Source organism: Streptomyces sp. NPDC018000 (genome assembly GCF_044328025.1).
Classification (GTDB): domain Bacteria; phylum Actinomycetota; class Actinomycetes; order Streptomycetales; family Streptomycetaceae; genus Streptomyces.
Map to the genome: position 1 here is coordinate 96,864 of NZ_JBIRGM010000015.1, position 8,528 is coordinate 105,391.

Sequence of the window (8,528 nt, forward strand, 5' to 3'; positions counted from 1 at the left end):
GAGCCCGCCGTCGACAGCAAGCCAAAGCTGGAAACCAACTACCTGTACGACGCCTCCGGCGAACTCCTGATCCGGCGCGCGACCGGCGACGGCGACACCGTGCTCTACCTCGGCGGCACGGAAGTCCGCCTCACCACCAAGGGCACAACGAAGACTTTGTCCGGCACCCGCTACTACACAGCCGCCGACAAGACCATCGCCGTACGCACCGCCACCAGCGGAGTGTCCGGTACCAAACTCAACTTCCTCTGCTCAGACCCCCACGGAACGGCCAGCCTGGTACTCGAACCCACTACCTGGGCCGTCACCAAGCGCTACACCACCCCCTTCGGCTCCACCCGCGGGGCAACACCCACCACCTGGCCCGACGACAAGGGCTTCCTCGGCAAGCCGGCCGACACCACCACCGGCCTCACCCATATCGGCGCCCGCGAATACGACCCCACCATTGGTCAATTCATCAGCGTCGACCCCGTACTGGCTCTCGAGCAGCATCAATCCCTGAACGGCTACGCATACGCCAACAACACCCCCGTCACTTCGGCCGACCCCACCGGACTATGGATCGACGACGGAACCGGCCACAGCGAGCCGAGGCGCGACGGGGGCCCTGCCCCGGCACCGAGTCCCACCCCAGGGAAGACCGGAGGCACGCACGACAGCGGCAGCGGTACGGCCGGCGGAGGCGGTTCCGATGACAGCGGGAAGAATTGCGGCTTCTGGTCCAAATGCGGATGGTCGAATGCCTGGGAAGACACCAAAGACTGGGCGCAGGACCACAAAGAGATCGTTGTGGTGGCCACTGAAATTGTCACTGGGGGCGCCTGCTATCTCTCGTCCATAGGCAGCGCACCGGCAACCGGTGGCGCCAGCCTCGCCGTGACCGCAGGATGCGGTGCGATCGCAGGTGCCGCAGGCGCTGCAGTAAACAACGCCCTGTCCGAGGACGCAGACCGCAGCACCGCCGACGAAGTCTCAGACATGATCGACGGCGCCCTGTGGGGAGCCGCCAGTGCCGTGGTGACCACTGCCATCGCCGGGAAGATCCTCGAGAAGGTGATGGGGCCGTGCCACAGCTTTCTTCCCGGAACCGGGGTACTGCTCGCTGACGGCAGCAACAAAGCAATCGAAGACGTCGAAGTCGGCGACACCGTAACGACAACCGACACCACTACGGGGAAAAGCGTCAAAAAGAAAGTCATCTCCACTATTACGACGGAAGATGACAAAGAATTTACTGAAGTCACCATCGCCATAGGCGACACACTCTCCAGCATCGTAGCCACCGACACCCACCCCTTCTGGGTACCTGAACTCAAACAATGGATCCGCGCCGGCGACCTCCAAGTCGGACAGTGGCTCAGGACCAGCGCAGGAACCCACGTCCAGATCACCGCGCTTAGCCACTACACCAAGCGGCAACGCACCCACGACCTGACCATCCGGGACATCCACGCGTACTATGTGCTGGCGGGGGCTACGCCGGTTCTCGTTCACAACTGCAATCCGCTCGACGGGATTGCGGATGATTTGGCAGGCAGCAAGATTACGACTGGCCAGGTCGTTGATGATGCAGGAAATAGAGTCGGGCCTCCCGTATCAAGTGGCGAGAATGGTTCATTCGCGCACGTGAGGGACGCGCTCAGAGAATCTGGCGTGCCACATGACGCTGCAGGTAGGTTCGCAGCCGCCTCTCATGTAGAGACCAAGATCGCTTTGGCTATGAGAAGCAATAGCATTCAGAGGGCGAAAGTCGTAATAAACAATCCTGACGGGGTTTGCTCTGGTCCCTATTCATGTATGACTGGGGTATCTGCAATTCTACCAAGAGGGTCTAGCCTGACGTCCGTGTGGCGCACTGAAGAGGGCTGGCACGGGGTAACCATGCTGGGCGGCGGTTAATCTCAAGTGGTGTAATATCTGGCCGGCCCTGCCCTGGGGTAGAATCCTCCGGGGTGGGGTCGGTCTAATTTCAGTATTCCGCATCGCCTCACCTGCGAACGTTGGAGGATATTAATGATTCTGACTATTTTCACTGGCGGTACGACATATCATGCAGCATCGGGAGCTATTCTTAGGCGCTTGATTAGCGAGTTGGTGAGCGGCGGGCCCGACCGAGGGCCAGATGTGGTTGGAAAGCCGAAGGGTGGCATTCTTGCAACGTTTGTGCTCTTGGCGCCACATAGGGATCCGATGAAATCGGATCGGTATTTTGACAGCTATCTACAAGTCTCGACAAATCCGCTTACGGGATATGGCGCATTGAGGTGGCAAGTTCCCGAGGATTCCGTAGTTCGAGTGGATCGGGAGATTGCGAGGAGTGTATGGACCTCCAAGAATCCGGAACCGCCGGTGTTGGATCAAAACGTTGTTGCCGATTTGGACGATTGGAGGCTATTCGAGCCCCGCAATACGCTGCCGATATCTGATATTCGTGCGGCCGTCGAGGAATTTTGCGAACTGAGAAGCGGTCAGAGGCCTACGGCGATTTGCTGGGATCGTGGTGACTTTGGCGCGTACCACTCTCTGAATGGGCAGGCGGATGTTACACCTTCCTACTGTCAGGATCCATGGTGCAGAGACTCGGGTACACGGCACCCATTGCACTGATGAAGGTTCTCGGTGGCGCTTCGTGCAAGATGGAATCTCCCTTTCAGCGAGACGAAATTTATTACTCGATCATGGAGGTTATGCGCGAATTTCGCGTTGATGTCGCTGTTTGTTGAACTTCCATTTGCTTGTGGATGTGTGCAAGCAAATTTGACGCCCCGTCAGGCGGTGCCTGACGGCGGCCGCGGTGCGACGCACCGACACTTTCCCGCATGTCGCCGACATCATGGTCAACTCGATGCATGACGGGGCCACGGGCTGTGTGCACGCTTTCGAGGAACAGATCGGCTCGCACGGCGGTCTGGGCGGCGAGCAGTCCAGGCCGTTCCTGCTGTGGCCGGCAGATCTGTCGGCGCCGGTGGCGCAGGGCACGGAGCTGGTGGGGGCCGAGCAGGTGCACGAGGTGTTGCGGCGCTGGCTGCGGGAGTGCACGGGACCGCAGATCCCGCTGGCACCGCCGGGCGCGGTGGGTGGCGCCGACGAGACGGGCGGGACGGTTCAGGAGGCCGGCTGAGAGCCTGCCGGGTGACCTTCTGAGCGGCGTTGTCAGTGGTGGGCGGCAGGATGGGGGCCATGACGAACTCAGCTGTTGTGCTCGCCGATACCGCCGCCTACGCCGCCGCGGTCGAAGAAGCGTCGCAGGCCGCCGCCGCTTACTACGCCACGGGCGAGAGCACGCTCGATGACGATGCGTACGACCGGCTGGTACGGGGGATCGACGCATACGAACAGCAGCACCCGCAGGAGGTGCTGGAGGCGTCCCCGAACGGCAAGGTGGCGGGCGGCGCCGTAAGTGGGGACGTGCCGCACACGGTGCCGATGCTGTCCCTGGACAACGTCTTCTCGGCCGAACAGTTCGTCACGTGGACCGCGTCGCTGGAGCGCCGGATCGGCAGGCCCGTCGCCGCGTGGAGCGTGGAGCCGAAGCTCGACGGCCTGGCTGTCGCTGCCCGCTACCGGGCGGGCCGCCTCGAGCAGCTGATCACCCGGGGCGACGGCACCGCGGGCGAGGACGTCTCGCATGCCATCGGCACCGTGGCCGGCCTCCCCGAGCAGCTCGCCGAGCCGGTGACGATCGAGATGCGCGGCGAGATCCTCATGACGACCGAGCAGTTCGAACAGGCCAACACCGTGCGCACCGAGCACGGCGGCGCGCCCTTCGCCAACCCGAGGAACGGCGCGGCGGGCACACTCCGCGCCAAGGACCGCGCGTACACGGTGGAGATGACGTTCTTCGCCTACGGTGCCCTGCCGCTGCCCGAGTCCGCGGAGCTGACCGACACCCTCGCCGAACTCCCGCACAGCGCGGTCCTGGGATACGTCGCGGGGCTCGGCGTGCACACCGCGGCAAAGACGGATGTGGCACCGCGCACCGTCACCACCGTCGAGGAGGTGCAGACCCGGGTCGAGGAAGTCGCGGCTCTGCGCGCCTCGTTGCCGTTCGGCATCGACGGCATCGTGATCAAGGCGGATCTCGCGGCCGACCAGCGCGAGGCCGGTACCGGCACCAGGGCACCGCGCTGGGCCATCGCATACAAGCTCCCGGCCGTCGAGAAGGTCACCCGGCTCCTCGGCGTCGAGTGGAACGTGGGCAGGACCGGCATCATCGCGCCGCGCGCCGTGCTGGAGCCGGTCGAGATCGACGGCTCGACCGTCAGCTACGCCACCCTGCACAACCCGGCCGACATCACCCGGCGTGATCTGCGCCTGGGCGACCGTGTGATGGTCTACAAGGCGGGCGACATCATCCCCCGTATCGAGGCGCCCGTCGCCCATCTGCGGACCGGTGACGAGCAGCCCATAGTCTTCCCCGAGGCATGCCCGCAGTGCGGCTCCGGGATCGACACCAGCGAGCAGCGCTGGCGCTGTGTCCGGGGCCGCGACTGCCGCCTCGTCGCCTCCATCTCGTACGCGGCGGGCCGTGACCAGCTCGACATCGAAGGCCTCGGCGCCACCCGGGTCGTCCAGCTCGTCGACGCCGGTCTGGTGGCCGACTTCGCAGACCTCTTCACCCTCGACCGCGAGCAGCTGCTCGGCCTGGAACGGATGGGTGAGACCAGCACCGACAACCTCCTGGCCGCCATCGAAACGGCACGGACCCAACCGCTCTCCCGGGTCTTCTGCGCGCTGGGGGTACGCGGCACAGGGCGCTCCATGTCACGGCGGATCGCCCGGTACTTCGCGGACATGGACCGGATCAGGGCCGCCGACGCCGAGGAGCTCCAGCGGGTCGACGGCATCGGCAAGGAGAAGGCCGCAGGTGTCGTCGCGGAGCTGGTGGAGCTGGCCCCGCTGATCGAGAAACTGGTGGCCGCCGGGGTCAACATGAAGGAGCCCGGTGCGACGCCGCCGCCGGAGCCGGGGGAGGAGGGCACCCAAGCCGCTGCCGCCGCGGACGGGGAGGGGACCGCCGGTCTGCCGCTGGACGGGATGACCGTGGTGGTCACCGGCGCCATGACCGGCGTACTGGAGAAGCTCTCCCGGAATCAGATGAACGAGCTGATCGAGCGAGCCGGCGGGAAGTCCTCGTCCAGCGTCTCCAAGCGCACCACGCTCCTGGTCGCCGGGGAGAAGGCCGGATCCAAGCGCACCAAGGCCGAGGACCTCGGTGTCCGGATCGCCGCGCCGGACGAGTTCGCAGAACTGATCGCCGGGTTCCTGCCGTCGGAGGTGTGACGCACGGCGGAGACCTCGCCGCGCCCGACCCCTTGGATTTCGCCTGAGAGTGGCTTTCTTTGCCTCCCTATTGCATAGTGAGGGCTCGGCCATGCCTCGCTATCAGCGGGTCAATGGGTGTGTGAACGGCCGCGTCGGCAGGCCGGTGGGAGGGGCGATGCGTTCGCTGCACGACGGTCCGCGGCTCGGCCGGTCCGTCCGCCGGGAGTACCGGGGTGTCACCCGGGGCCTCGCCCTCGATCTCGGCAGCTCCCGGACCCGCGCCTGGATGCCAGGACACGGCGTCATCGCCGACACCGACGCCTGCGGCGACTTCGGCGCCGGGGCCGGGTACGGCCGCCCGGTCCGGCGAGGGCGCATCGTCGACCCCGTGTCCTGCGGCCGGATGCTCGGCCGTATCGCCGACAGCGCCCTGGGCGCGGATCGTACCGACACCGTGATCGTCCTCAGCCATCCCGTCCTTGCCGGGCCCGAACACCGTGCCGCGGCGATGGAACTGATCGCCGCACTCAGGCCGACGAGCATCATCGCCCTGGACAGCGCGAGGGCCGCCGCCGCATACGCCGGACCGCAGGACGGCGGCCCGCTGCTCGTCGTCGACATCGGTGCCGAGCTGACCGAGGCGACCCTCCTCGTCGACGGACTGGTCCGCGACGCCCGTCAGGCCGAGACGGGACTGAGCGACCTCGACCCCTCCGAGCCGCCCACCGACGTCGTACGCACCGTTGTGGACATGGTGGACGAGATGTGGAAGCAGGACCGGCACGGTGCCGTCCTGGGGGCCCTGCGCAAGGGCCCGTTGCTCGCCGGCGGCGGTGCCGCCCGCCCCGACATCACCGACCGGGTCGCGGTCCGCCTCGGCGTTCCGGTACGTCTCGCCGACGACCCCGCGACCACGGTCGTACGCGGTGCCGGGCTGATACTCAGCTCCGTTCTCCGCCGAGCCGGCGTGACACCGGCCCTGCCCGGCCGAACGAGGTGACCCCCCTCCCGGGGCCGCCCCCGGGGAATGTGCCCCCGAGGGCATGGCCGGGCGCCCCGGCACACCGCAGAACCGCACAGGCGGCCCGACAGGTCTTCGTCGCCCTCCTTCTCGCCGTACTCACCGTCGTCGTCGGTGCCCCCGCAGCCGCCGGATCCGCACTCCCCGCCCAGCCGTTCGCCGGTGTGCCGCCCTCCGCCGCGTACTCACCCGGCGCCCATCAACCCACCCCGCACACGGACCGGACCGCCCGCACGGGCACCGTCCACGACACCCGGCGCACCCGCACGGCCACGGCGACCGACCGCCACCGGCCGCCGGCGACCGCACCCCAGCCCAGGGCCGGCACCGACCACGCCCGCACGCAGCACCATCTCCCGCCCCCCGGCCACAACTTCCTGCTGCCCGGCGCACCGGGCATCCGCGTACCGCACCACGCCCTCCGGCGGGTCCCCGCCGCACCCCTTCGTGCCACCGACCGCTTCCGCACTGCGCTCCCCGCCGTCCGCGGGCCTCCGAGAACAGCCGTTCACCGGCCACCGGTCCTGCCACCGGTCCCGTCCCACAGACCCGCCGGAATGTCCTCGCCGAGGTGAGGGCGCCCGGCGCCCCTCGGAGGAAACCCATGACTCGCGCCACCACGGTGCGGGCGGTTCTGGCTGCGGCCGTGCTGCTCGTCTCCGTGTTCATCACGCTGACCAAGTCACCCAGACTCGGCCTCGACCTTCAGGGCGGCACCAGAATGGTGCTCCAGGCCAAGGACTCCGACACCGCGAAAGCGGACCAGGAGAGCACCGATCGCACCATGGAGGTGCTCCGCCAGCGCATCGACGCCCTCGGTGTCACCGAACCCACCCTGACCCGCTCCGGCGAGGACCGGATCATCGTCGAACTCCCGGATGTCCAGGACCCGCGCGAGGCTGCCGAGGTCATCGGCAGAACCGCCCAGCTCAGCTTCCACGCGGTCCAGGGCCCCGCCCCGCAGAGCGATGACAAGGCGGACGACAAGAAGGACGACAAGGCGGACGCCAAGGCCGGCGACGGGCCGACGCTCCCCGACGAACAGGGCCGCTCCCTCGATCTCGGCCCGGCCCGGCTCTCCGGCGCGGGCGTCAAGGACGCCACCGCCGTGTTCGACGCCCAGCAGGGCGCCGGCTGGTCCGTCTCCCTCGACTTCCACAAGGAGGCGGGCCGGGCCTGGACCCAGCTGACCGGTGAGGCCGCATGCCACCCGGTCCAGGACGACCGGCGCCGCGTCGCCATCGTCCTCGACCAGCAGATCATCTCCTCGCCAGAGGTTTCCCCCTCGGTCGGCTGCAACGTCGGCCTGCCGTCCGGCTCCACCCAGATCACAGGCTCCTTCAGCGCCGACGAGGCCCAGGAACTGGCCCTGCTGATCAAGGGCGGCGCCCTGCCGCTCCCCGTCGAGATCGTCGAGCAGCGGACCGTCGGCCCGACGCTCGGCGCCGACGCCATCGACGCCAGCGCCCGGGCCGCCCTCATCGGCGCCGCAGCCACCGCACTCTTCATCACCATCGTCTACCGGCTCTTCGGCGCGCTCGCCGCCGTCGCACTGGCTGCCTACGGGCTGATCTCCTACGCGGCCCTGGTCGCCCTCGGAGTGACCCTCACCCTGCCAGGTCTCGCCGGGTTCGTCCTGGCCATCGGGATGGCGGTCGACGCCAACGTGCTGGTCTTCGAACGGGCCAGAGAGGAACGCACACAGCATCCGGGCCGCTCGCTGCGCTCCTCGCTGACCGCAGGATTCCGTAATGCCTGGAGCGCCGTCGCCGACTCCAACATCACGACGCTGATTGCGGCCGGGCTGCTCTTCCTCTTCGGCTCCGGACCGGTGAAGGGATTCGGTGTCACACTCGCCATCGGTGTGCTCGCCTCGATGTTCTCCGCACTCGTCGTCGCCCGCGCACTCACCGATGTCGCCGCACGTTCACGATTCGTCAGCGACCACGGGGGCGTCAACGGCATCACCGCCCCCGGCCGGGTACGCACCTGGCTGACCCGCCGCGATCCCCAGCTGATGCGGTCCCCGCGCCGCTGGCTGCTGATCTCCACGGCTCTGATCGCCGTCGCCGTCCTCGGCATCGTCGTACGCGGCGTCAACCTGGGTGTCGAATTCACCGGCGGGGGGGGGGGGGGGGGGAGGCAGCGGCGGGCCCCCGCCCGCGCGCCGCGGCGCCCACCCCCCGCCGGCGCCGGGGGGGGCCACGCCCCGGGGCACCCCCCCGGGGGGGGGGGCCGG

5 protein-coding genes and 2 pseudogenes are annotated in these 8,528 nt (G+C 67.9%); all 7 read left to right on the plus strand.

Going from position 1 to position 8,528, the window contains the following annotated elements:
- The first annotated feature begins 99 nt into the window (after positions 1-99).
- Positions 100-1,902: a DddA-like double-stranded DNA deaminase toxin gene (locus ACH4EW_RS25355; protein WP_398260557.1), complete on the plus strand. Its 1,803-nt coding sequence runs from the start codon at positions 100-102 to the stop codon at positions 1,900-1,902.
- Between the two features lie 291 nt (positions 1,903-2,193).
- Complete coding sequence (locus tag ACH4EW_RS25360; RefSeq protein ID WP_398260595.1) at positions 2,194-2,610, plus strand: Imm1 family immunity protein; 417 nt, start codon at positions 2,194-2,196, stop codon at positions 2,608-2,610.
- A gap of 178 nt (positions 2,611-2,788) precedes the next feature.
- Positions 2,789-3,124, plus strand: a pseudogene (locus ACH4EW_RS25365) (hypothetical protein); the annotation flags it as partial.
- A gap of 50 nt (positions 3,125-3,174) precedes the next feature.
- Positions 3,175-5,286 (plus strand): NAD-dependent DNA ligase LigA, encoded by a 2,112-nt coding sequence (gene ligA / locus ACH4EW_RS25370; RefSeq protein WP_398260559.1) that lies wholly within the window; start codon positions 3,175-3,177, stop codon positions 5,284-5,286.
- Between the two features lie 157 nt (positions 5,287-5,443).
- Complete coding sequence (locus tag ACH4EW_RS25375) at positions 5,444-6,268, plus strand: rod shape-determining protein MreC (protein ID WP_398260561.1); 825 nt, start codon at positions 5,444-5,446, stop codon at positions 6,266-6,268.
- A gap of 29 nt (positions 6,269-6,297) precedes the next feature.
- The gene (locus ACH4EW_RS25380) at positions 6,298-6,864 is read left to right on the plus strand and encodes a hypothetical protein (protein WP_398260563.1); all 567 of its coding nucleotides are present in this window, start codon (positions 6,298-6,300) and stop codon (positions 6,862-6,864) included.
- 29 nt (positions 6,865-6,893) lie between these two features.
- Positions 6,894-8,416, plus strand: a pseudogene (secD, locus tag ACH4EW_RS25385) (protein translocase subunit SecD); the annotation flags it as partial.
- Positions 8,417-8,528 lie beyond the last annotated feature (112 nt).